Annotated in this window: 27 protein-coding genes; 23 read left to right on the top strand and 4 right to left on the bottom strand. The window is 65.9% G+C overall.

The features are described 5' to 3' along the window. Position 1 precedes the first annotated feature (1 nt). The 4 genes from ACFC3F_RS05060 to ACFC3F_RS05075 are packed head-to-tail and all read right to left on the bottom strand — an operon-like array spanning position 2 to position 2166. A complete protein-coding gene (locus ACFC3F_RS05060) occupies positions 2-580 on the bottom strand; it encodes a hypothetical protein (protein WP_376127322.1) in 579 nt (192 codons plus the stop codon). Between the two features lie 3 nt (positions 581-583). Further along, positions 584-886 carry a hypothetical protein gene (locus ACFC3F_RS05065; RefSeq protein WP_376127324.1) on the bottom strand — a complete coding sequence of 101 codons (303 nt, stop codon included), beginning with the start codon at positions 884-886 and terminating at the stop codon, positions 584-586. Positions 887-913: 27 nt separating this feature from the next. Beyond that, positions 914-1918: a conjugal transfer protein gene (locus ACFC3F_RS05070; RefSeq protein WP_376127326.1), complete on the bottom strand. Its 1005-nt coding sequence runs from the start codon at positions 1916-1918 to the stop codon at positions 914-916. Then, positions 1915-2166, bottom strand: coding sequence for a hypothetical protein (locus tag ACFC3F_RS05075; protein WP_071044835.1), 252 nt, complete (start codon positions 2164-2166; stop codon positions 1915-1917). Before ACFC3F_RS05075 ends, ACFC3F_RS05070 begins: the two co-directional genes overlap by 4 nt. 260 nt (positions 2167-2426) lie before the next feature. Between ACFC3F_RS05075 and ACFC3F_RS05080 the strand changes: the two genes are divergently transcribed. The 23 genes from ACFC3F_RS05080 (at position 2427) to ACFC3F_RS05190 (ending at position 21438) form a co-directional block, all read left to right on the top strand. After that, positions 2427-3152 carry a hypothetical protein gene (locus tag ACFC3F_RS05080; protein ID WP_376127328.1) on the top strand — a complete coding sequence of 242 codons (726 nt, stop codon included), beginning with the start codon at positions 2427-2429 and terminating at the stop codon, positions 3150-3152. A gap of 2 nt (positions 3153-3154) precedes the next feature. Next, on the top strand, positions 3155-3343 hold the full coding sequence (locus ACFC3F_RS05085; protein ID WP_376127330.1) for a hypothetical protein: 189 nt from the start codon (positions 3155-3157) through the stop codon (positions 3341-3343). Positions 3344-3395: 52 nt separating this feature from the next. Then, positions 3396-3713, top strand: coding sequence for an ArsR/SmtB family transcription factor (locus ACFC3F_RS05090; RefSeq protein ID WP_376127332.1), 318 nt, complete (start codon positions 3396-3398; stop codon positions 3711-3713). A 315-nt stretch (positions 3714-4028) separates the two neighbouring features. Continuing rightward, positions 4029-4730: an SAF domain-containing protein gene (locus ACFC3F_RS05095; RefSeq protein WP_376127334.1), complete on the top strand. Its 702-nt coding sequence runs from the start codon at positions 4029-4031 to the stop codon at positions 4728-4730. Between the two features lie 95 nt (positions 4731-4825). Next, complete coding sequence (locus ACFC3F_RS05100) at positions 4826-5569, top strand: hypothetical protein (RefSeq protein ID WP_376127336.1); 744 nt, start codon at positions 4826-4828, stop codon at positions 5567-5569. A gap of 1 nt (position 5570) precedes the next feature. Next, positions 5571-7208: an ATPase, T2SS/T4P/T4SS family gene (locus ACFC3F_RS05105; RefSeq protein ID WP_376127338.1), complete on the top strand. Its 1638-nt coding sequence runs from the start codon at positions 5571-5573 to the stop codon at positions 7206-7208. After that, complete coding sequence (locus ACFC3F_RS05110) at positions 7205-8080, top strand: type II secretion system F family protein (protein ID WP_376127339.1); 876 nt, start codon at positions 7205-7207, stop codon at positions 8078-8080. Before ACFC3F_RS05105 ends, ACFC3F_RS05110 begins: the two co-directional genes overlap by 4 nt. Then, the gene (locus ACFC3F_RS05115) at positions 8077-8961 is read left to right on the top strand and encodes a hypothetical protein (protein WP_376127341.1); all 885 of its coding nucleotides are present in this window, start codon (positions 8077-8079) and stop codon (positions 8959-8961) included. The genes ACFC3F_RS05110 and ACFC3F_RS05115 overlap by 4 nt, the downstream gene beginning before the upstream one ends. Positions 8962-9000: 39 nt before the next feature. Further along, positions 9001-9243 (top strand): hypothetical protein, encoded by a 243-nt coding sequence (locus tag ACFC3F_RS05120; protein WP_376127343.1) that lies wholly within the window; start codon positions 9001-9003, stop codon positions 9241-9243. A 7-nt stretch (positions 9244-9250) separates the two neighbouring features. After that, complete coding sequence (locus tag ACFC3F_RS05125) at positions 9251-9649, top strand: hypothetical protein (protein ID WP_376127345.1); 399 nt, start codon at positions 9251-9253, stop codon at positions 9647-9649. Further along, a complete protein-coding gene (locus tag ACFC3F_RS05130) occupies positions 9631-10086 on the top strand; it encodes a hypothetical protein (RefSeq protein WP_376127347.1) in 456 nt (151 codons plus the stop codon). Before ACFC3F_RS05125 ends, ACFC3F_RS05130 begins: the two co-directional genes overlap by 19 nt. Positions 10087-10093: 7 nt before the next feature. After that, complete coding sequence (locus ACFC3F_RS05135; RefSeq protein WP_075807116.1) at positions 10094-10468, top strand: DUF3060 domain-containing protein; 375 nt, start codon at positions 10094-10096, stop codon at positions 10466-10468. Between the two features lie 9 nt (positions 10469-10477). Further along, positions 10478-11134, top strand: coding sequence for a hypothetical protein (locus ACFC3F_RS05140; protein ID WP_376127349.1), 657 nt, complete (start codon positions 10478-10480; stop codon positions 11132-11134). A 410-nt stretch (positions 11135-11544) separates the two neighbouring features. Continuing rightward, complete coding sequence (locus ACFC3F_RS05145; protein ID WP_376127351.1) at positions 11545-12168, top strand: hypothetical protein; 624 nt, start codon at positions 11545-11547, stop codon at positions 12166-12168. 1130 nt (positions 12169-13298) lie between these two features. Then, positions 13299-15341: a hypothetical protein gene (locus ACFC3F_RS05150; RefSeq protein WP_376127353.1), complete on the top strand. Its 2043-nt coding sequence runs from the start codon at positions 13299-13301 to the stop codon at positions 15339-15341. Beyond that, entirely contained in the window at positions 15338-15901 is a 564-nt protein-coding gene (locus ACFC3F_RS05155) for a prepilin peptidase (RefSeq protein ID WP_376127355.1), read from the top strand. Before ACFC3F_RS05150 ends, ACFC3F_RS05155 begins: the two co-directional genes overlap by 4 nt. 142 nt (positions 15902-16043) lie before the next feature. After that, positions 16044-16304 carry a hypothetical protein gene (locus ACFC3F_RS05160; protein ID WP_376127357.1) on the top strand — a complete coding sequence of 87 codons (261 nt, stop codon included), beginning with the start codon at positions 16044-16046 and terminating at the stop codon, positions 16302-16304. Between the two features lie 190 nt (positions 16305-16494). Beyond that, a complete protein-coding gene (locus ACFC3F_RS05165; RefSeq protein WP_376127359.1) occupies positions 16495-17391 on the top strand; it encodes a zeta toxin family protein in 897 nt (298 codons plus the stop codon). Positions 17392-17427: 36 nt separating this feature from the next. Further along, entirely contained in the window at positions 17428-18474 is a 1047-nt protein-coding gene (locus tag ACFC3F_RS05170) for a YhcG family protein (RefSeq protein WP_376127361.1), read from the top strand. A 6-nt stretch (positions 18475-18480) separates the two neighbouring features. Further along, positions 18481-19308: a hypothetical protein gene (locus tag ACFC3F_RS05175; RefSeq protein ID WP_376127363.1), complete on the top strand. Its 828-nt coding sequence runs from the start codon at positions 18481-18483 to the stop codon at positions 19306-19308. Positions 19309-19505: 197 nt separating this feature from the next. After that, a complete protein-coding gene (locus tag ACFC3F_RS05180; protein WP_376127364.1) occupies positions 19506-20444 on the top strand; it encodes a hypothetical protein in 939 nt (312 codons plus the stop codon). Beyond that, entirely contained in the window at positions 20444-20812 is a 369-nt protein-coding gene (locus ACFC3F_RS05185) for a hypothetical protein (protein WP_376127366.1), read from the top strand. The genes ACFC3F_RS05180 and ACFC3F_RS05185 overlap by 1 nt, the downstream gene beginning before the upstream one ends. Continuing rightward, on the top strand, positions 20809-21438 hold the full coding sequence (locus ACFC3F_RS05190; protein WP_376127368.1) for a hypothetical protein: 630 nt from the start codon (positions 20809-20811) through the stop codon (positions 21436-21438). Before ACFC3F_RS05185 ends, ACFC3F_RS05190 begins: the two co-directional genes overlap by 4 nt. Positions 21439-22117 lie beyond the last annotated feature (679 nt).

The raw sequence follows: 22117 nt of genomic DNA on the forward strand, positions 1-22117 counted from the left end.
CCTAGCTGTTGGTGGAGTTGACCTGGGTGAGCAGCCGCTCGAGGCCAGTCGCGGGTCGGTGCGCCGGGGTGGTGATCGGCGCGGGCGGCGTGAGGGAGACGTCGCGGCGGGGCCGCGGGGTCTTCGTCGGGTACGGCGGGAGGTTGGCGCCCACCGGCGCGGGAGGGGGGACCAGCGATACAGGCTGTTCGGGGGGAAGCACACGCGTGCCGCCTCCCGCGCCGTGAGGTGCAGCGAGTCGGATCACCTGCCCCTGGTACTTCCCCCCGAATGGCTTGAACATCGCGGCCGCGGCGTCCAGGAACGCGAACAGCAGATTGCGCCTGGTCATCGGCAGCCGGCCCACCAACCAGGTGACAGCGAACGCGAGAACGGCTGTCATCAGGATGTCGAGGAGGATCTCGCCCGTGCTCCACAGCAGACCGCGAGTGGCGAACATCGCCAGCAGCACAGCACCGCCCACCCCTACCTGGGTGAGCGTGTACGGGCCGCCGGGAATGCGCGAGCCGTCGTTCATCCGGCCGATCATCTTGGGGAATCGGCGGGACTTCGTGTAGAAGCGGGCGGTCTCCTGGGGCACGGGTTACACCGCCGGTTCGGCGAGCTCCGGAAGCGCCCAGACCCCCACCTCGTCGGAGGTGAGCTGAATGGCCGGGGCGGCGTTGACCTCAGTGTTGAGGCGGTCGGAGAAGAGCTGGATGCCGCCGTTGACGAGCATCACGACCACCGCGGCCGCGAGGCCGGTGACGATGATCTTGCCCCACTTGAGGTTGGTCATGATCGCGACGCCGATGACGACGACGATCGCGAGGAAGACGACAGCGACCTGCGCGACGGTGGTCCACGATGCGAAGAGACCGATGAGCCAGTCGGAGAGAGATTCCATGAGTGCTGTTCCTTTCAGGAGACCCGCTCAGCGCGAGGGGGTCGGGGTGGGTGTGGATTTGCTGGAGGTTGCTCCGGTGGAGCGCTCCTGTGGTGCGAGATCGACGGTTGTCGTCTCCCATCGGCCATCACGCGCGGTGAGCGTGAGTGCGTAGGTCGTGGTCAGCCGCTGACCGGAGGCGCTGGTCACATCCGCGGTCGCGAACACGTGCACGACGTCGCCGCCGGCGGGCGTTTCGGACGCCTCTTTGTCGCTGCGGACGTCGGTGACTTTGAGCTCCTGGTATGGGGCGGGAAGGACGGCGTTGATCGTGGAACCGGGGGAGATGACTCGGGTGATGTCCCCGGAACCGGCGAGGTAGGCCGCCAGGAATGCTTCGACCGTCGCGCGGGCGGGCGTGTTGGGGGAAACGGTCTTGGTGTACGGCATCTGCACGTTCGCGGAATCGCGGAGCGGTGCGGCGACCGGGGTGGGTAGTGCCACCACGGCCAAGCCGGCGTCGGCGATGCGAACGGGAACGGAGAAGTAGCGGCGCGGCCAGAACGTCAGGCCGTCGTCGGAGGTCATGTCGTACTCCTCGACATTGGCCGCCACCACCACGCTGACCACGCCGGTCTCGTCGACGGGGTCGATGGACACGACGCCGAGGTCTCGGTAGACCCACGCTGATTCACTGAGCATCGACGTGGTCGACTCGTCGATGTAGTCCAGGAGGGTGCCGGGCTGCTGTCGTGTCGCGCTGAGCCAGGCGCCGACGAAGCCCGTCGCGTAGGCGCCGGCTTGCTGCTGGGCTACCGTCAGCCCGCCCTCGGCGGTCGAGACGGCTGCGGCAGGTTTGGCGGGAGGCAGCAGCAGCTGCATTCCGAGCGCGAGCACACCGCAGGCGATGCCGAGGTACAGCAGACCCGTGACGGCCTTCTGACCCAGGCTCCTCCCGTACGACCAACTGGAACCTTCGACCGTCGTCTGGGCGATCGGAGCGGCGGCGTCCGGGCCGGCGGACGCCGCCGCAGTCTTGCGAAGCTTTTTCATGAGGCCTCCTCAGCCGTATCGGGAGAGCCGGTCAGACGGCGGAACTTCGACGCGGCGTCGCGGTAGCGGTCCGAGTTGAGGAACGCCAACGCCCGCTGGTGTGTGGTGGGCGAGAAGAGCCCCTCGTGAAGGTCCAGGGCGATGTCCTGCCCCTCGTCGTAGACGCCCAGTACGGTCGCGTTCTCCCCGAGCTGTGTCAGCAGTTCGGCGCCGATGACCGCATCGTCCTGGCCCTCGCTTGAGCTCATCTCTCGCTCTCCTCGTCGTTTACGGCGGGAGCGTCACGGCTCCCTCACCTACAAGGGGTGGGCGCTGCGAGGCGAAGTGGACAAACTCGCTGAACTTTTTCTGCGGCCGGGGATACACGCCCGCGATCGCTGCAAACACGCGGAACAGCACCAGCAGTCACGCAGAGATCTCGCTGCCGCAACCACCCCGGATACACGCAGGGGTACACGCCGCGTGAGGACCGTCGTGTGGGACCACATCCGTCAACCCGGGAGTCCCCATGTCGATCACCAGCACGCGGCCGGCGCCGCTGATGACCCGCCTCAACAGCGAATGGACCACACAGATCGCCGCGAAGGAGTACGAGTTCGGCAGCCTCGGGTTCCACACCGCCGGCGCCCTGCTCGAGCAGATCCGCACCACCAAAGGTGCCGCCCAAGACGCGCTGCTCTACGAGCTCGTCACCCTGGCCCACCAAGGGGACCGCACCGCTGAACGCGTCGTCCTGCAGTCTCTGATTCCCGCAGCGCAGCGCATGGCCCACCGAGTGCGATCACTGGACGACTTCGATCGCCACGACCGCGTCGGCTACGCCATCGGCGCCGCATGGGAGTCCATCCAGAAGTACAAGCTGCACCTGCACGCGCGAGTGATGGCCAATCTGACCATGAACATGCTGGGCATCCTCGCCCCGGAGAAGACCGCCAACGACCGGCTCATCGCCGACAAGACGGCACCGATGGCCGCGGACGTTCTGGAGATCGAAGCCGGCGCTTGGCAGGAGCCGGAGCGCACTCCGGAGGAGCAGCTCGCCAACCTGTTCACCTGGGCCCTCGACATCAAGCTCGTCACCACGGACGAGCTCGCGCTTCTCTCACGCACCGCCCTTAGCGATGAGAAGCACGCCGACATCGCCAGCGAGCTGGGGCTGTCCACAGCCTGCCTCCGCAAGCGCGCCGACCGGATCCGCGCCCGCATCGCCACCGCCGTCCAGGAAGGACTGTGACCATGAGCTCGCTGCACGAGAGCCGTTGGGAGCTCGCGTTCACGTACGCCTCCGCACCCGCCTCCATGATCGACAATCCCGAACGATTCGCCGACGAGTACGAAGCGATGAGTGAAGACCTCGACAACGTCATCTTCTACCCCGATCGACCGCTCCCCACCCCGGAGGACTTCGCGTACTTTTACGCGTGATCCCCTCACGGCAGCTGCAGTGCAGCGTCACCCCGCTGGCACAATGGCCAGCATGCCCGAAGACTCCCCCGACCTTCTCGCTGATCTGGTCAAGACGATTGGACTATCGTCCTCTCGGGTCGGAATCATCCGCATCGCATATCGAGACGGTCAGGTCACCGCAGACCAACTCATGGACCAGCTTGGCATCGCGCGCAGCACTCTCACCTTCCACATCAAGCCCCTCGTCGACGCCGGCATCCTCATCCCCGAGATGGATCCGACCCGCGTCGGGAAGGCATCCGGATTCAACCGCCTGATCTGGCGGGTGAACCGGGAAGCTGTGGATCAACGCCTCCAGATCATGACCGCGTTGATCACTGGCAGCTGATCGACCCGCGGGCGCGTCACAGGAACCCGCGTGCTCGGTGCGTCGTGGTTCTGCTGCCACACCCTCCTGCCGGCGACCCCGAGAAGCTCACAACAGACTTGTCCCCCGTTCGGGGGACAGATTGTTGTTCTCGGTCGACATAGCTTTCCCCACCTCAAGCCAAGCGGCTTTCGATGGGATCGAAGGCGGGGTTAGGCTGTCTGCAATTCGCTCCTGGGGGGCAGCGGGCGCGAGCTCGGCACAGCCAATATGTCGACTCTCGGTTCCCGCTCCCGCCCCTTGTGGGTAGAGGACGACCTAAACGAAAGGACGACGGTGAGCACAGCAACCGACACCGCTCCGGCTGAGAAGAAGGCGGACAAGTCCCGCTCCCGCGGTCAGAGCTCCGCCGACACTGCGGCCGTGCCACCAGTCCGCACACGACGCTCTGGCATCTGGCTCGCCGCTGCCATCGTGCTGATCCTTCTCGGTGCCATCGGAGGCGCCTTCGTGTACACGACGGCCAGCAACACCGAGCAGGTCTTCGTCGCCGCCAGCACCATCGCCCGCGGCGACACGATCGAACGCGACGACCTCACCACAATCGCCTTGGCCGCAGGGCAGACCACACAGGCCATCCCCGTCACTCGAGCAAACGACGTCATCGGCAAGATCGCCACCGGCAACATCGCCGTCGGCGGGATGATCACAGAGAGCGACCTCACAACCACCCTCCCCGTCCCCTCCGGACAGGCGCTCGTCGGCCTCGAGCTCAAGAGCAGCCAGCTGCCCGCGCAAGCCCTGGTCGGAGGCGATGAGATCGTCATCGTGCCCGTCGCGACCCAATCCGCCACCGGACTACCGACCACGGTCGATCCGTCCACCACAGTTCAGGCCACCGTCTCCCAAGTGAGAACCTCCGCGAACACCACCGGCACCGTCGTCGTCGACGTCTACGTCGACGCACGCTCGGCCGCGAACGTGACCAGCCTCGCCGCGGCTGGCGGCGTCGCCATCTACCTCGCCCCGGGGAACTGACCGTGGCAGTTATCGCCCTGACCAGCATCAGCGGATCCCCCGGTGTGAGCACGGCCGCTCTTGCTCTTGGCGTGCACTGGCCGCGACCCGTTGTAGTGATCGAAGCCGACACCAATGCGGTCACCAGCGCGATGCCCGGCTTCTTCCGGTCCAACCTGCTCCCCGAACTCGGTGGGATCGAGAAAGTTCAACTCGCCTACAGCCGTGGCATCCTCACCCCCGAAGATCTCCTCGACCCGGACCGCTACCTCGCGATCGCTGTCCACGAACTGCCGCCCATCAAGGCGGCACCGATCCCCGCACTTCCTCCACAACACAAGATGTGGGTCGTCCCCGGCTTCTTCCACCTGAGCATCGCTGACGGCGTCAGCGGACTGTGGGCCAGACTGCCCGAGCTGCTGCGGTCGCTCTCCGAAGCGGGCATCGACGTCATTCTCGATCTCGGCAGACTCGGCCGTGACGACGTTCGCCTCCCACTGATCGACACTGCCGACCGGGTCCTCATCTGCGCGCACTCGACCATGGTCGACCTGAACCGCGTGTACCGCCGCCTCGAGATCCCCGACCTCGCCCAGCGGATCGGTGTGGTCGACGACGAGAAGTTCCTCGTACTGCTCACCGAAGCGGTCGCCGAGCAGCTGCCCGCCTCGGACTTCACCACCAACGTGCTGCCGGTACTCGGTGTGCTGCCCTTCGACCCGCAAGGTGCGGCCACGTTCTCCGTCGGGCGCCCGGACATCAAACCCAGTCGGAACAGCTACCGCCAGCGGATCCGCAGCGTGATCACCTCCCTGGGCAGCATCATCGGTTACAGCGATCTCGATCGGAGCGCCAGCTGACATGAGCGACGAATCCATTCCCGAGGTCCAGATCAGCACTCGCCCTTTCCTTGGCGACCTGCTCTCAAGCGCCCCAGACGTCACCTCGCGCACCAGCGGCAACACCGCGGCCGAGAACCCGCACCTGTTCGCCGCGGCAACCGGCCGCGCGCACCTGCACCGGGTCGCCGAAGATGAGCGACCCACCGTCGCCGCACCCACCGCGGCAGTGCTTCCCGACAACTACCAGATGCCTGCTCCTGCCTCGCCGGCACCGGCGACCCGACGTAACCCCGCTGTCGCGCCGGTGACCGTCGTCGAGGCACTTCTTGACGACGTCGACTGGAACGCCGTCGACACGCTCACCAAGCAGCTCACCCTCAATGAGGACGGCGCCGGACGCACACGCGCCGAGTTCGATGTGGCCATCGCATCGGCCGGTCCCGAGACCCCGTTCGAGGAGCAGTCCCTCTCGGAAATCACCCGACTGGTCACCCGGCACGCCGAGTGGCGCGTGGTCAACCTGGGAAGCGACAACGAGTGGTCCCCACGAAAGCGCGCGCAGCACGTGCAAGCCGTGTTCGACAACGCATTCCGCTACGGAAGGCTGCAGCAGTACCTGCGTGAACCCGATGTGGAAGACGTCAGCGTCGTCGGCCACGACAACGTCATGGTCACCAAGGCGAGCGGTCGTCGGGAGCAACGGCCACCGCTCACCGAACACGCCGGCGACCTCGAGCAGATGATCTCCGACATCGCATCCTGGCGCGGCCGCTCCTTCTCCCGGCCCGGCGGCCACCTCGACCTAGATATCGGCGGTGCACGCCTTTCGGCTACCGGCGTGCCGATCACGAGCGTGCCCAACCTCACCATCCGCAAGCACAACCTCGTGGACGTCGACCTCGACGACATGGTCAACATCGGCACCATCACCGACAAGATGAAGACCTTCCTCACCCTCGCCTCACGCGCGAATTGCTCGGCACTGATCGCCGGATTCCCCGGTACCGGAAAGACGACGTTCCTGCGGGCATGGATGGCGACCGTGCCGTGGGACGAGAAGATCGTCACCATCGAAACGGAGCGCGAGCTCTACCTCAATAAGGGCGCCAGGCACGCCCAGGTGCAGGACCTGCAGTACATGCCGGCCATGTTCTCGGGGACGGACGTGACTGCGTCCTACAGCCTGAGCGACGCCTTCTACGAGTCGCTACGCTCGTCCGCGCAGCGAATCCTCTACGGCGAGATGCGCGGCCCAGAGTCCGGATGGGCGATGAAGGCCATGCAGGCAGGCCGCGGCTCGATCTCCACGATCCACGCCCGCAGCGCCGACGACGCAATCCACCGCTTCGCCGACATGCTCATGAGCGAATACGGTCTGGCAACCGACTCCGTGCCCCTGCGCCAGATCCTCCGCAGCATCGACATCATCATCTACCTCGACTTCGTCGAGAACAGCGACGGAACCCGCACCCGCATCGTCTCCGAAATCGCCGAAGTCCGACCGAACGACCGGCTCGAACCCATGGCCGCCAAGCTCTTCCAGTGGGACTGGGACAAGGGCATCTACACCGAACCCGAGCGCCCCACCGAAGACAAGCTGCGCCCGATGCTCGAGCGGGCAAGCCGCACCAGCGGAATCCCCTGGGAGGCGCGATGATCCTGCCCGCAGCAATCGCCGGCGCCATCCTCCTGGCCGGCCTCGTCATGATCGTCGCCTACTTCCGGCCCGCACCGCCCAAGCCGCAGAAGCACGTCAAGACGCAGGCCACGCTCGTCCAGCGTTGGCGGCGAGTAAGCCGAGCAACACGACTGCGCCTCATCATCGGTCTTGTCGTCGGCCTGCTCGCAGCACTCATCACCGCACTCCCGCTTCTGATCATCATCGTCCCCGCCGCGATCGTCGGGCTCCCGCTGCTCCTGGGCAAACAGGACACCCGCGAGCAGCAGCTCATCATCGCCCTCGAGGCGTGGGCGCGATCGCTCGCGTCTACTGCCGACACCGGCAGGTACACCCTCCGCGAGGTAATCGGCATCACCCGCGGCGCCACCCCACCGCTGCTGCGCGGCGCTGTCGACCGGCTCCACGCGCGCATGTCTACCTCCTGGACAGCCGCCGAAGCATTCAAGGCCTTCGCCGACGAGCTCGACAGCGCCTACGTCGACGAGGTCACCGTCTATCTGATCCAGGCCGCCCAGTTCAACGCCGGCGGACTCGCCCGAGCGCTCTCCGCCGTCGCCGACACCCTCGCGATTCAGGCCAAGCAGCGGATGGAGATCTTCAACGAGAGGGAGAAGCCGCGCCGCACCATGCAAGTGATGACCGGCATCGTCGCCCTGGTGCTCGTCGGACTCGTTGTGTTCTCCGGCACGCCGACGATCGCGTTCTACCGAACCCCCGTCGGTCAGGTCGCACTTCTGGTCATCATCGGCGTGTTCACCGGGATCCTCGCCTGGGCGAAATCCCAGACCCGCTTCCGTCCAGAATCCCGCATCGTGCTCAGCAAAACCCCGCTGGAGGTCGAGCGATGAACCCCGTGCTCCTGGCCATCATCCCCGGGCTCATCGCCGGCGCCGGCCTGGCCGTCCTGATGCTCACCTACGCTCCGCGCACCATCCGTGCCGGCGACGCGCTCACCCGCCTGGGCGAAGTCTCGATCCCCAGCGCAACGCCCGTCAAAAACCTCGCCGGCTGGGACAAAGCTGGCGCCTGGGTCTCCCGCCGCGCTCCCAGCATCCCCTTCTTCTCCGCGCCCACCGCCGAGCTCGACCTGCTCGAGATCCCCGTTGCTCAGTTCTACGCGGACAAGCTCAAGATGGCGGCGATCGGCTTCGCCATCCCGCTCGGATTCGCTGCCATCCTGCAACTGGGCGGCCTGAGCTTCCCGCTCCCCGTCCTGTTCGCCCCGATCCTCGCCTTCATCTTCTGGATCATCCCGGACTCCAATGTGCGCTCCAAGACGAAGGAGGCGCGACGCGAGTTCACCAGGTTCGTGACCGTCTACCTGCAGCTGGTCGCCGTCGCACTCCTCGGGAACACCACGGCGGACGCAGCTCTCACCTCCGCCGCATCCGTCTCCGACTCCTGGGTGTTTCGTCGGATCCGCCGCGAGTACCAAGCAGCCGAACTCACCCGCACCAGCAAGTGGGACGCTCTCGAGCGGCTCGGAGTCACCGTCGGCGTCCCCGCGCTCGTCGACATGGCGCGCACTATGCGCCTGTCCGAAGCTCGCGTCGGACTGCGTGAGCAGCTCCTCTCGGCCTGCGACATGCTCCGGGCACAAGTCGCAGCATCCGACAAGGATGCTGCCGAGAGGGTCACCAGCAAGATGGACATCCCCGTCTACTGCACCATCATCCCGATCCTCGCCCTGATGATCGTCCCGTCCGTACTTCAACTCGCCAGCATCTGAACCACCTGCACCACCCACCACCGAAAGGAAACCCACATCATGAGCACCATCACAGACAAGGCCACCAAGGTCTCGGACAAGGTCAACCAGGCAGTCATCACCACGCAGGCACGGGTACGCGAAGGCGTCGACCGCCTCACCGAGCAGCCCGAGTCCGGCCTGGACGACGCCGCCTGGAAGGCGATCTGGATCACCGTCGGCGGCGCCGCGGCGATCGCCATCGCGACCTTCATCTTCACCTGGGGTCAGGGGTACATCCAGGACCGCCTCAACGGGTTCTGATTCACGCATGCGCACATGGCTCCAGACCACCAGAAGAAGGCTGGCGGGGGAGGAGGGATACGCCTCGACGGCGATCCTCGTCCCCGCCAGCCTGATTCTGCTGTTCTTGGGCCTGCAGGCTGCGACCTGGTACCTCGGCACCGATGCCGCCAACACCGCAGCTCAAGCCGGCTACACGGTCGCGCGCGCCTACGAGTCCGACGGAACCGCCGGCATCGCTACGGCAGACCAGCTGCTCGATGGCACCGGGCTGCTCATCAACCCGCAGGTCGCGGTGAACCGTACGGCCGACACTGTGACCGTGACGGTGACCGGGCAGCCGGTATCCCTCATCCCCGGTGTGACTTTCCCAACCATCACGCGCAGCCACACGGGGCCCGTCGAGAGATGGGTGCCGGCACCATGAAGACGATCCGGCGGATCATCCGCAGCGAAGCCGGAGATCTCGATGACCTCCCCGGCTGGACCATCCTCGCCCTCTCCGCGCTCACCCTCATCGGACTAATCGTCTACGCCGGCCGCGGCGGCGCAGCCGCCAACACCGTGCAAGCAGCCGCGTACGCCGCCGCACGAGACGCATCCATCTCCCGCACCGTCGAAGAAGCCGTTCCCCACGCCCAAGCCGCGGCCGCAGCTGCACTCGGGAGCAACGTCACCTGCATCGACCTCGACATCGAGATCGGAGGCAACGGCCTCAGCACCGGCATCGGCCAGACAGGAACCGTAACAGCGACCGTCGCATGCACGATCGCGACAGCCGACATCTCATTCCCAGGTATGCCGGGATCAATCACGATCACCAAGACCGCCAGCAGCCCCGTAGACCCGTACAGAGAGAGGTGACCAGACCATGAAGTACATCCCCATGTGGCTCGGATTCTTCGTCGCCCTCATCATCATCGCCGGCATCGTCGTAGACGGTCAGGGCAAGACACAGACCTTCCAGCAGGCGCTCACCGTCGCCCAATCGGCAGCCAGAGCCGGAACCAACGCCGCCACCGGCAACTCCGTCAACGGCGACGCATTCAACCTCTCCATCCCCGCCGCGGTCAACGCCGCCGAAAACTACATCACCGCAGCAGGTGCCACAGGCACCGTCACCGTCAACGGCAACGAGGTCTTCGTCACCGTCGACATGACCTACACGCCACGTATCCTCGGCTCAATCGGCCTCGGCCCACTGCCTGTTCAAGCAACCGGATCCGCAGTACTCATCGACGACTAGGAACAACGCATGAAGACCACCCGGAAGACCGCCGCGATCACCCTCATGGTCGCCGCCGCCCTCGCGATGGCCGCGTGCACCCCCACCGCGCCGACCGACCCCACGACATCCCCCACAGCCTCGCCCACGGCGACAAGCACTCCCACCCCCACCCCAGAAGCAGCGCCTACTCAGAGCCCGGTGTCTGCACCCACTACGCAGCAGGAAGCGATCACCGGCGCCAGCAACACGATTCAGCAGTATCTCGCCGCGTCGTTCGCTCTAGCGCAGAATCCTGACCTCGGTGAGTCGTATCTAGACGGGTTCCTAGTGCAGGGGTCGCCTCAGGCGAAAGTCATTCGTGACACCGTAGCTCACAACATCGAGATCGGCCTTCGGCAGACCGGGTCGCCCACAACCTGGAAAACCAACGACGCCATGTCGTATGCATCGCAGTCGACGAACGCGGCAACTGGCGAGAAGTTCGAGTTTGGGGCGGCCATTATCTATGGCTGTGCAGACAACACCAGTTGGACATTTGAGGTGCCAGAGGGGCAGGTGGCGCCCGAGATCCCGAGGGGATCTTTCCCGAATCAGTACACGCTCATCTATGAGCAGACAGCTCAAGTTTGGCTGATCCAGGAGAACGTCTCGCTGCGTGACCAAGACGGGGCTCCGACATGTTGAGAGCCGCTCGTAGATCGCGCACAGCGGCCGGGCTACTGGCGGTTGTAGGCGTCGTTCTGACCATACTGGTCATGACCTCATCACCTGCCGCGGCCAATGATTGCAGGTACAACGACGTTGGCGAGTGGGTCTGTGACGTTGAGGTCGGACAGCCGGGCACCCCAGGCACTCCTGGCGGAGGCGGAGGAACCGCTCCCGCTGATTTTACTCCCGGGCCGACGTCGTGCATCTGGGACGGAGTACCCGGCTCTGAAGAGCCGGAGCTGCAGACGAAGGAACTTCCATGCTCATCGGGGGATGGCTATTGGTCGAACGAACGCCAGTGCTATTGGTCGATCGACGATCCTCAGCGTCCTGCACCGAACGGAAAGAGTAGGAACGTCGGCGCCTATTACAGCTGCGACCCACACGTGCCAAATGCGTCCTTCTGCGGCACGGTCCTGGCGTGCTACGGCATCTCGACCTGGCTGGACGCTCCTCCTCCGGGCATCACTCGCTATACGCCGGCGCAGGCGGCCGGCATGCTCGTGCGCACGTTCGTGCTCCAGCCGATCACGATCGGGATGGCTCCGGAGAGCAAGGTCCACACCGACGACCCTGCCGGCACCGCGGCGTATCGGCGCACGTGGGTCGGCATCCCGGTCTGGCTGTGGGTCGACAGCACCTCAGAGAGCACGTGGGGGCCTCTCACCCGGACGGCGACCTATGGCGGCGTCACCGTTACCGCGACCGCGCAGGTGCAATCTCTGACCTGGTCGTCGGGCGACGGGCAGACGGTCAACTGCGGTGTCGGCACGCCGTTCAACGCAGCGGCCATGGCCGATCAGCTGGCAGTCGACTCCCCGACCTGCGGGTTCCGGTATCAGCGAACATCCGGCTCCGGCACGTTCACCGTTTCGGCGTCGACTACCTGGGTCGTGCAGTGGAACGGTGGCGGGGAGAACGGCACGATCGCGATGCCCACGACCACCTCGAGCGCGCAGGTTCGGGTGGGCGAGCTCCAGTCTGTCAACACCGCCAACTACGGTGACTGAACAGCCTGGCTGATCGGAAGGGCAATAGCGTGATCAAACTGCTGCGAGGCTTGGGCTCTCTGATCGTCATCGGTGCGCTGCTCGTCGGTGTACCGATTGCGCTGGTGACCATCGCCGGGAACCCGCTGCCCTCACCTGAACAGTGGCAGGCGATCTTCACCCTCACCCCCGATTACGGGTGGGTCATCACCACGACGAAGGTCCTTCCGCTGCTTTGTTGGATCGCGTGGGCTGCGTTCGCCGGTCCTCTGCTGGTCGAGATCTTCGCAGGCATCGCGGGACGTCCGACTCGCAAGAGGGTGGGAGTGTTCCGAGGCCAGCAGCGGGTGGCTGCCTCGCTGGTCGCTGCGGTCGCGGTCATGCTCACCGGCTTTGGAGCGATTGGTACCACTACTCCGGCGGCCGCGGCGGACTTCTCTCAGTCCGTTTCTGTCTCCACGGTTGCTACGGCGCCCGCGCAGAGCAGCCCAGCTCCATCAGTTGCAACGACAACTCCCGAGACGGCCGCACCGATTGCGGCGGAATCGCCAGCGCCGGCCTTCGTGTACACGACGGTGTCCCACGCAGTTGTCCGCGGCGACACGCTGTGGGATCTCGCGGAGAACTACTACGGCGACGGTCGGCGCTACCCGGAGATCTTCGAGGCGAATAGGGGAGTGGTGCAGTCGGATGGTCGCGCCCTCAGCGACCCGGATCTGATCATCACGGGATGGACGCTCGCAGTCCCTAATGTCCAGGTCGAGCAGGCTCCGCCGTCGCCGGCACCCGAGCTTCCCCCGTCGGGCACAGATGACTCTACGAGCTCTGATTCACTCGATGAGGGCACGGACACGGGGGCAGATGCAGGCGGAGCTGGCGCGGATTCTGCCGGCGGCGCCGGCGGTGCGGGAGCAGGAGCGGGAGCAGGAGCAGGTAGTCAGTCAGACTCCTCGGCGAGTGACACCTCGGCGTCCACTGAGGAAGCCTCCACGTCCAACACCGACGTCAACGAGGCAGATGACGCGGAGTCCTTGATCCCGCTCGCGACCGCTGGCGGCGCTGTCGGGCTGCTTCTGGCGGGTCTACTCGCCGCGATTGGGACGAGGCGACTACGGCAGCGCCGGCAGCGCGCGGCCGGCGAGCGTATCGCGATGCCCGAGCAGGCCGCGGCCGACCTCGAGCTGGAAATGCGACTGGTTGAGAACCCGATCGGCGTCGAGGACATCGACAACGCGCTGCGCGGGCTCCAGGAATGGGCGGAGAACACGGGATCGGTTCTGCCGGAGCTGCTCGCAGTTCGCCTCGCTGATGATGAGATCGCCGTCTACCTGACACAACCGGCCGACCTCCCCGAGCCGTTCGAACCTGCCCACCCCGACCGCACGGCCTGGGTGGTCCGCCCGGGACGAGCAACACCGCCGACTCGACCGACCGTCTCCCCATACCCGGCCCTGACGACAATCGGCACCGACGACGCCGGAGGGGTCCTCCTTCTCGACCTGGAACAGATCGGCTCTCTCAACGTCGTCGGTGACGCGGAGACCGCACGTGGAGTGCTCACAGCGATCGCCGTCGAGCTCGCCGTCAATCCGTGGTCCGATCAGATCCAGGTAACCCTGGTGGGGATGCCACACGGACTCGCGCACGAGATCGGCACATTCCGCATCCAACACGTCGACGACGTACCGGCATTGCTCCGCAACCTTCGCGCTGACATGGACGACCGCCGCGCCGCCCTCGACAGCTACGGCGTCGACGACGTACACCAAGCCCGGGTCCGCGCCACGGAGATGGAGTCGTGGGCACCGCACATCGTCATCCTCGGCGAAGAGCCAGCAGAGCATCTCCGCGCCGAGCTCGCCGAACTGGTAGCACGCATGCCCCGCCTCGGCATCGCGACGGTCGCCAGCGGCGACGCCATCGCCGCCGGCTCGACCGTCGTCATCACGGACCGAACCACGGCCGAGTACCGGTCCGGCGGCCAGCTGCCGCCGCTGCCCTTCCACCCGCAGATCCTGGCGGGTGAAGAGCTGGAACTCATCCAGAACCTCTTCGACACCACGACACGCGAGTCGATCCCGGCTGACCTTCCCATCGAGAATCACATCGACGAGCGGCCTCCCTTGGAAGAGCAGACGGCCGCTCCCGAAGCCACGGAGACCGCTGGCGAGCTCGCCGAGGAGACAGAGACCCCTGTCGCCGAGATACCCACCGTGAACACTCCTGCCGAGGAGGTCGCGGTCGGCTCGGTCGACGAGACCGCTGTAGAACCCGACCTCTCCAGCGAGGAACCCGCATCCGGGTCGGCATCTTCCGACGTCGACGACGCGGCAAGCCTTCCCGAGCCAGATGCGGCTACCGCCGTCGATTCGACCTCCAGCGTCAGCGTCGAGCCTGCCACCGAGGGGCTGGACCCTGCGGCGACCGTTCAGGCGCCGGAATGGCCCGCACCCTACGTCCGACTGCTCGGCACGATCGACGTGCTCAACGTCGCAGATGCCGACAGCCTCCCGGGCCGTGGCGTCGAGATGATGGCCTACCTGCTGCTGCACAACGGCCAGGTTCCCGGTGCCCAGCTGCAGAAGGCGTTCTGGCCGGATAAGTACGAGCCGTCGAATAACAACGCGCGCCAGCTGGCCAAGCATCTGAGGAACGCTCTCGGCAGCGACCCTGAGGGGCACAAGCTGCTCCCCGAGGGTCGTAACGACGTCGGGTTCCGGATCCACCCGGCCATCCGGAGTGACTGGGATGACTTCCGCGAGCTCATCGGACCGGACCTCAAGGTCACTCCGAACGAGGACCTCATTGCCGCTATCCGTCTCGTCCGCGGCCAGCCCTTGACCCCGGCCCGCAATCGTCGCGGATGGTGGGTGTGGCGCTCGTTGCTCGAGGAGCAGATGATCGCCGCGGTGCTGGATGCCGCTGACGAGCTCGCCCACCGGGCACTTCGCCATGGAGAGATCGATCAGGCGCGGTTCGCGGCGCGTATCGCCCAATCAGCCGATCCGCTCAACGAAGCCGGATGGCGCCTCGAGTTGGAGGCGGCCATGCGCGCAGGCAGCGCAACAGAGTTCTCCCGTGTCGTCGACGAACTCTACGCACGTCCCGGGGGTGGCGATCCTGACTACGAGCTCGACGAGGCGACCCAACGACTTATCGACGCTGCGCAGACGAAGCTCGCGGGAACCCGATGACCGTGGTGGAGGCTGCTCCCTCGACTAGAGGGCGAGCGGCGGGCGTCTACGTGACGGCGACCGCGGGCGGGCTCATCCTCGCGTCGATCGCATACCTCAACGTCCAGATCTACGCCTGGGTCGCGCTGGCTTGCTTCGCAGCTGCCGCTGCAACCATTGCCGCGGTGGACGTGCGGACCCGTCTCCTGCCCAATCGCTTCACTGGTCCACTCGTCGTCGCCGCAGCTGTACAGGTGGCGGCGATGAGCGTGCAGCAGATGGATCTCTGGATCGCCATCGGTGCGGTGATCGCAGCGGCCGTGGTGTTCGCCGCCTACGTAGCGATGGGCATGGCGGGCTGGTTCGGTTTCGGTGACGCCAAGTTCGCGGCAGGGCTGGCGCTCTTCGCAGGGATCTTCGCGGGCTGGTTCGCGATTTACGCCGTGCCGCTGGCTGTACTTCTCAGCGGTGCGGAACGAGCGATCAGGCTCGCTCGAGGTGGAGATCGCCGCGCTCACGCGCATGGTCCCGCGATCGCGATCGCTGCGATCGCGGTGGCGGCGATCGGCATCGTCACCTGAGTTTGTCGAGCGAGGCTGCCGGCTTCCACCCCTTGTAGGGGAAGGGAGTTCTGATGTCCCGCAACGGAAACCTTATCGAATATAACCCGTCCTGTCGTATGATGGGGCCATGGACATGATGGTTGTGGAGGAGGTGATCAGGATGACCACTACTACCCCACTCGAGCTCGCTCAGCAGTACAGCGAGGGCGAGATCTCGCGTTCGCAGCTGCTCGAGGTGCTGGCGGTGTACCCATACGCGCCACGAGAGCGCATCGCGCCGCCGTTCGACGACCCGGTGATGACGACGCCCGGCTCGTTCGAGGAGATCGGCTCGGCGCTGGCCTGCGACTTCATCGACGACGAGCTCTACGACGAGATCGCGGATGCCGTGAGGGAGCACAACGGTGGCCGCCTTCCCTGATCACATCGACTTCGAGGGCCGCAGACTGCTGCTCGAGCAGCTGGGCGCCCCAGGTGGTCCGCTCGCAGATGACACCGCAAGTTCCACGATTCACAACTCGACCTGGTTCGAGGAGGGCATTCAACCCTCTACTCAGCGGAAGGCCGTGCACCGAGAGATCCGCAACACGTTCCGCGCCCAACGTCCCAATGTGAAGCGTGAGCGTCGCGCGATCGTTCTCGCCGGGCCACCCGGCGCCGGCAAGTCCTCCGCCCGGAAAAAGCTCATCGCTGACATGGGTTCCTCCGACGAGGACTGGCGGGATCTGAACGCGGACGACTTCAAGGATCAGCTGCTCCTGCGAGCGGCCAGAGACGGATCGATCGACCGCGAGCTCGCTCCGCCGGGAACGGAGGCTCTGACCCCGCGAGAACGCGCCTCCCTCGTGCACGAAGAGTCCTCTTTGCTGATGAAGCAGGAGCGGGATCGTGCGATCCTGCGCGGAGAGAACATCATCCTCGACGGGACGCTCGCGAACGAGCCCAAAGCCTTCGCGATGCTCGAGGTGCTGCACAAGCGCGGATACGCCGTCGACATCATCGTCGTCGACGGGCCGAAGCCCGTCACGAAAGCACGGGCGGAGTACCGGTGGCGCAGCGAACACATCGAGAGCCTCAAGCCCGACGCCACAGCGACCGAGCAGCTCGGAGGTCGAGCCGTTCCTCCCGGCTTCATCGACAAGCTGTACGAAAACGATGAGCAGTCGATCTGCTCCGGGATCGCCAAGCGTGTAGCCGAGGCGAACTCGAACGTGGTCAGCTTCCAGCGGTACGCCGTCGACAAACCGGAGGCCGCTCCCGAGCTGGTCGAGAAGTACTCCGGCAAGCGAGACGACGGACGTTGGTCGCGAAAGTGGGCCCTCCGACGGGCTGCACCCCCGCTCGAGATCTCGGAAGCACCTGCCGTCCATTCACCCTCTGCATCTCCTGCTGCCATCGCATCGTCTACCGAAGCCGGAGGGGACGGTCACACCTGGGTCCAGGCGCACACCCGCAACGGCCGCGAAATCGAGGGCCACTACCGAAAGCCACCGTCACCGCGGCGGTGAGCCGCTGTCGGCAATGTGAAATGGGAGGCTGAGCAAGTGAGCGAACTGGAACCGAGCGACTACGCGACGACTCTCGAGGAACTCAAGGGTCGTGTACACGCCGCCCGGCTGCGGGTACAGCGCAGAGCCAACAACGAGTTGCTGCAGCTGTGGTGGCACGTCGGCCAGACCATTCGCACGCGGCGATCCCAGGAGGCCTGGGGCACGAACGTTCTCGACCGGCTCGCAAGAGATCTTCGCACCGAGTTCCCCACGATGAAGGGCTTCTCGACCGCCAATCTGCGGTACATGAGGCGCTTCGCCGAGGCATGGCCCGATCTCGATGCAATTCGCCAACGACCCGTTGGCGAATTGCCGTGGGGTCATGTCATCGAGCTGCTCGACAAGCTCGACGACCAACAGCAGCGGGACTGGTACGCCGCGAAAGACGCCCATCACGGGTGGAGCCGCCCGGTCCTCGCACATCAAATCACCACGAAGCTGCACGAGCGAGAAGCGGCCGCGCCGACGAACTTCGCCGGCGCGCTCGAACGGATCGACTCAGACCAGGCGCAGGAGCTCACGAAAGACCCGTACGCGCTGCAATTCCTCGCCGTCGACGGCGATGCCTCTGAACGCGAACTCGAGCAACGCATGGTCGACCGGATCCTCGACACAATGCAAGAGCTTGGACCCGGGTTCGCGTTCGTCGGCCGCCAAGTTCACTTCGACATCGAAGGCGACGACTTCTACGTCGACCTGCTGTTCTTTCACGTCGAGCAACTTCGCTACATCGTCATCGAGCTCAAGACCACGAAGTTCGACCCTCGCGACGCCGGCCAGCTCGGGTTCTACGTCGCGGTCGTCGACGACCGCTTGCGAATCCATGACAAGCACCAGCCGACCGTCGGCATCCTGCTCGTCGCCGGCAAGAACGACACGGTCGTCCGCTATGCGCTCGCGTCGACGACGCAGCCGGTCGCTGTGAGCCGATACGAGCTCACCGAGGATGCGCAGCAGGCGCTTCCGGACGAGGAAACCATCGCCCGCGCCTTCGCGGACGAGCTCGCGCGCGACGTCGACGAGGGTGACGCCGGGGAGTAGGCGCCGGTGGACGTCGCGAGGAACGCCGCGGGTGATCTCGTCACCCTCGAGCAAGTGCGCGGCCAGGCGGTGATTCCCACCCTGTGGTGCCCCGGTGGGCTTCCAGGCGGTGAGGAGTGCGGCGCCGAGGTCTGGACGACCGCGTTGCACAGCACGAAGAAGGCGGCCGCGTTCGCAGCGCACCACGGCGAGGGCTGCGATGAGGGCTCCATCCGGTCCAAAGACCGCCGCGGCGACGCCGGCCATCAGTACGAGCAGGGACCACGGCCGACGCGCTGGCGGATGCGGCTCGGTGTCGCCGAGCCGTCTGCAGGACCGGATGGTCGTCGTCGTCCGGATCCGAACCGACCCGGGCAGCTGACACGCCGCTTCCGCACCGAACAGGCACAAGATCAGACCGACATTGCCGATCAACGATCCTTCTCCACGATGCTGGTCAACCTGGTCGCCGGCACGATGCCTCCGGGCCTCGAGCTCGTCCTTGGCGCCCAGGACCCAGTGGCGGCCGACAGCGTCATCGTCCATGCCCGGGACGCGTCGATCGCGGCATGCCTCAACACCGACCTCATCATCTGGGGACGGGTCGCCGGCTACACCCACACCAGGTGGGAGGGGCTGATGATCCGGCTCAACGGAGCCGCCGATCAGGTTGCGATCCTCGTCGACAAGCAGAACCTCAACCGGCTCCACATCACCGACGCAGACGCTCTCATAGGGCGGCACGTCATCGCCTACGGCCGGTACACACTCCCTGAGGGGTCGAGGAGACCGCACGTCCGCGCCACACGCGCAACCGTCGCATTCAACCCACGTGTGATCCGTCGGCGCCACTGACTTTCGGGCCCGAAGTGCCCAGTCGTACGCGTCGCATTACCGCGTACGCCGGCCGTCAGCCGATGAGCAGCAACCGGATATGTCCACTTTCGCTGTCGTAGTCCACCCCTTGTAGGTAGGAGAGCTCCTTCTCCGCTTGCACAACCGGCCAATGCTCTGCTTACATTTATAAAAGTAAGTTAGTCGAGAAGGGATGGATGATGGAACGCACTGCGGTTTGCCCGCCCGACCACAAGCACGGTGCCACGCCGACCTGCTACCGCGTCCACCGATGCAGCTGCGCGCCCTGCTGCGCGGCGAACACCAAGCGGTGCTACGAGCGCAAGAAGCTGATCGCCTACGGCAGGTACGACTCCGGCATGTCGTCGACGGCGCCCGTCAAGCTGCACATCGGGATCCTCCTCAAGCACGGCATGACCGTCACGGCGATCGCCGCGGCTGCCGGCGTCAGCACCGACACCATCCGCGCTATCTGGTTCGGCAGCAAGCGCAAGGACGGTCCCGGACGCGGGGCACCGCCCGCGCGGATCCACCGGACCACCGCCGAGCGGATCACCGGTGTGCAGCCGGACCTCAGCACGCTGCCTCCTGACGTCAAGGTGTCCTCTCGGGGCATGCGGCGGCGCATCCAGGCTCTGGGAGTGCTCGGCTGGGCGCAGACGCGGCTGGCGCGTCGCCTCGGGATCACGCAGTCGCGCATGGCACGCATCCTCACCACTGATGGCGAGATCCCCGTCGAGCTACACATGGCCGCGGCATCGCTCTTCGAGGAGCTGTGGAACGTAAGACCGCCCCACGAGACGCGATACGACCGCGCCGTCTACACGGGAGCGCTCGACTACGCCCGGCGGCTGGGATGGCTACCGGCAATGGCGTGGGACGACATCGACAACGACGACGAGCCGGCCGTCGAAGACTCCGAGCCAGTCATCGACGAAGTCGCCGTCGCCCTGGCACTCAACGGTGAGCGCGTCCGTATGACGCGGGAAGAGCGTCACCTCGCCATCCACCGCGCGCGCGAGCTCGGCTACAGCCTCGAGGAGACTGCTCAGTTGCTCGGCGTGACGTCGCGGACCGTCCTGCGGGTGCAGCACGTTTCTGACGAGCTCGTGGCCGACCAGAGGATGGCTGCCTGATGAGCCGCACCCTCGACATGATCGAACGCGTCGACCATGGCACGCCCGCGGGGTACATCGGCGGGTGCAAGAGCCGGGGCGGCTGTCCCAACCACAACTCCCGGAAGCTGCTGACGTGCTACGAGGCTGCCCGAGCGCATGGCCGGTACTACCCTCTTGCGAAGCTTGAGCTGACGATCGAGATCACCCGTGCCATGGTCAGGCTGGCTCGCCGCTCCGATTCGGCCGGCATCCGTGATCTGCTGGAGGCGCAGTCCCAGGACGTCCAACGCGGTGAGTACTCCGTGACAGCCTGGCCCGGTCTTGGCGCGGAGGGTTTCGCTCGGCCCATCGTCGCCGCCGGCGCTGGTGGCGAGGTGCAGCCATGACTCTGGTCGTGAACGCGCATCCGGCAAACCAGCCAGGCCCTCTGCGCAGAATCTTCATCGCGGGATGGGGGCTGCGCCAGGCGTTCCTGCCCGTGGTCGCTGCGGGCGTGTTTGATCTCTCTGCGGGCGGCTCTGCCTGGCCGTGGCTGGTCGTGGCGGGGGTAGGCAGCAAGATCCTCGGGACACTCCTTCAGCGCCGAGCTTGGACACTCTCTTCGGCGGCCAGTGAGATTAGCCCGCCGCTTAGGGACGCGCCCTCCGCTTTGCTGCTCGCCTCCGAGATCCTCGCGCAGGTGGTCACAGCCGTGCTCGTGTTCGCGCTTGCACTGTGGTCTTCGCTCTTCGGCATGCTGGTCGGCATCCTGTTCGCCGCCGCGCTGCTCGGCCACTCTGCCGCCGATGCGGCCACTCGATTTCTGCGAGTCGGCGGAACGCTTCAACAGTTCATGATTGCTCGCATCGTTGTTGCGGCTGTGCTGGTGGTCGTCAGCTTGACGCCCGCCTTGCTCGCCGCCCAGACAGGGGCAGCTGTGGCATCCGCAGCTCTCGCGGTGGGCACGGTCGTCGGCATCACCGGCATGCTCACCGTCTTCAGTCGCGTGGGTCGCTCGAAGTGGGGTTCATGATGCGAGCGCATCCGACCGCGTACACGGTGTACCTCGAGTCGCCGCAGACGGCGATCGTGCCGCTTCCGCCGCTCCTGATCGGCGCGGATCTCATCGTTCGGTCCGGGATGCCGCACCGCTGCCTACCGAAACTTCTCGGCTTCGCTGACCCGTCGACGGGGATCATCAGAGTCTGGGCGCGTGACCTTGCCGAAGCTGCCGAATCCGTCGCGGGAACCCGCCCCGTCTTGCTAGTAGACCGGCGAATCTGGCGGCATCCCTGTGCAGTGAAGGACGTAACGATCCGGATGCACGCGACGGCGGTCGCCTCATACTCAGGATCCTCCTCATGACGAGCACCGAACACGCACCAGCGATAGAGCACTTCTACGTGCCAGGCGGCGTCGGCCGCTGGGGCTGTGGGTGCGGCGCCCGCGGGCGGGTGACCAACTCTGCTGGCGATGTCGCCGGCGCATTCGACGCACACATTCAGAAGGTGCTCCGCGCTGCTCGCGCGAACGCAGCCTCCGGTTGACCAGGGAGATCTCGTCCATGCAGTTCACCGTCACCATCACTGGGTCCGAAGGAACGTCCTCCACGATCCTTACGGCTCAAGAGCTCGAGCGGACCGAGACGGTCGGGAGCCTTGTCACGCGAGCACAGTATGGGTCGATCCTCATCGAGCGAGTGTGAGATCTGG

Source organism: Microbacterium sp. NPDC055910 (assembly GCF_042271185.1).
Lineage (GTDB): Bacteria > Actinomycetota > Actinomycetes > Actinomycetales > Microbacteriaceae > Microbacterium.

Bases quoted from the DNA above. Each gene is read 5' to 3' on its own strand.
- ACFC3F_RS05065 (WP_376127324.1), bottom strand. From the start codon at position 886: ATGGAATCTCTCTCCGACTGGCTCATCGGTCTCTTCGCATCGTGGACC.
- ACFC3F_RS05070 (WP_376127326.1), bottom strand. From the start codon at position 1,918: ATGAAAAAGCTTCGCAAGACTGCGGCGGCGTCCGCCGGCCCGGACGCC.
- ACFC3F_RS05075 (WP_071044835.1), bottom strand. From the start codon at position 2,166: ATGAGCTCAAGCGAGGGCCAGGACGATGCGGTCATCGGCGCCGAACTG.
- ACFC3F_RS05080 (WP_376127328.1), top strand. From the start codon at position 2,427: ATGTCGATCACCAGCACGCGGCCGGCGCCGCTGATGACCCGCCTCAAC.
- ACFC3F_RS05085 (WP_376127330.1), top strand. From the start codon at position 3,155: ATGAGCTCGCTGCACGAGAGCCGTTGGGAGCTCGCGTTCACGTACGCC.
- ACFC3F_RS05090 (WP_376127332.1), top strand. From the start codon at position 3,396: ATGCCCGAAGACTCCCCCGACCTTCTCGCTGATCTGGTCAAGACGATT.
- ACFC3F_RS05105 (WP_376127338.1), top strand. From the start codon at position 5,571: ATGAGCGACGAATCCATTCCCGAGGTCCAGATCAGCACTCGCCCTTTC.
- ACFC3F_RS05110 (WP_376127339.1), top strand. From the start codon at position 7,205: ATGATCCTGCCCGCAGCAATCGCCGGCGCCATCCTCCTGGCCGGCCTC.
- ACFC3F_RS05115 (WP_376127341.1), top strand. From the start codon at position 8,077: ATGAACCCCGTGCTCCTGGCCATCATCCCCGGGCTCATCGCCGGCGCC.
- ACFC3F_RS05120 (WP_376127343.1), top strand. From the start codon at position 9,001: ATGAGCACCATCACAGACAAGGCCACCAAGGTCTCGGACAAGGTCAAC.
- ACFC3F_RS05125 (WP_376127345.1), top strand. From the start codon at position 9,251: ATGCGCACATGGCTCCAGACCACCAGAAGAAGGCTGGCGGGGGAGGAG.
- ACFC3F_RS05130 (WP_376127347.1), top strand. From the start codon at position 9,631: ATGGGTGCCGGCACCATGAAGACGATCCGGCGGATCATCCGCAGCGAA.
- ACFC3F_RS05135 (WP_075807116.1), top strand. From the start codon at position 10,094: ATGAAGTACATCCCCATGTGGCTCGGATTCTTCGTCGCCCTCATCATC.
- ACFC3F_RS05140 (WP_376127349.1), top strand. From the start codon at position 10,478: ATGAAGACCACCCGGAAGACCGCCGCGATCACCCTCATGGTCGCCGCC.
- ACFC3F_RS05150 (WP_376127353.1), top strand. From the start codon at position 13,299: ATGCCCGAGCAGGCCGCGGCCGACCTCGAGCTGGAAATGCGACTGGTT.
- ACFC3F_RS05155 (WP_376127355.1), top strand. From the start codon at position 15,338: ATGACCGTGGTGGAGGCTGCTCCCTCGACTAGAGGGCGAGCGGCGGGC.
- ACFC3F_RS05160 (WP_376127357.1), top strand. From the start codon at position 16,044: ATGACCACTACTACCCCACTCGAGCTCGCTCAGCAGTACAGCGAGGGC.
- ACFC3F_RS05180 (WP_376127364.1), top strand. From the start codon at position 19,506: ATGATGGAACGCACTGCGGTTTGCCCGCCCGACCACAAGCACGGTGCC.
- ACFC3F_RS05185 (WP_376127366.1), top strand. From the start codon at position 20,444: ATGAGCCGCACCCTCGACATGATCGAACGCGTCGACCATGGCACGCCC.
- ACFC3F_RS05190 (WP_376127368.1), top strand. From the start codon at position 20,809: ATGACTCTGGTCGTGAACGCGCATCCGGCAAACCAGCCAGGCCCTCTG.